The 298-nt window shown below is 45.0% G+C and carries 1 protein-coding gene; it reads left to right on the top strand.

The window, feature by feature from the left end:
* Positions 1–23 precede the first annotated feature (23 nt).
* Positions 24–298, top strand: a 275-nt coding sequence (locus J0A66_RS22795) for a hypothetical protein (RefSeq protein WP_206576071.1), incomplete at its 3' end; no start/stop codon positions are given.

The following is a 298-nucleotide window of genomic DNA, read 5'->3' as shown; positions in this document are numbered from 1 at the left end:
AATTGGGAGTACGCGTTTTTGCCTTGCAACGAAAAGATCCGCAACAAGCCCTGCAAAGTGCGCTAAATAGTGCTAATGAGCTGGCGCCTATATTACGCGTTATTGGCGAATTAGGTAGACAGGATTTACTCGCAGACTTGCGGTCTTACTTTACTCATCAAGCTTCGGATATTGTTTTCACTGCTAACTGGTCAGCTGCGTTATTGGGAGATTGGTCTGCCATTGGTAACCTAACTCAATTAACTGTGCAAAATACGCCTGATGCTAAGCAAGCCATTAAGCTGGTGGCCAGAAAACT

Origin of the sequence: Bowmanella dokdonensis (genome assembly GCF_017254865.1) — a bacterium.
Taxonomy (GTDB): Bacteria; Pseudomonadota; Gammaproteobacteria; order Enterobacterales; family Alteromonadaceae; genus Bowmanella; species Bowmanella dokdonensis.
The sequence above is the reverse complement of the archived record's forward strand: the minus strand, read 5'-3'. Positions and strand labels throughout refer to the sequence as shown.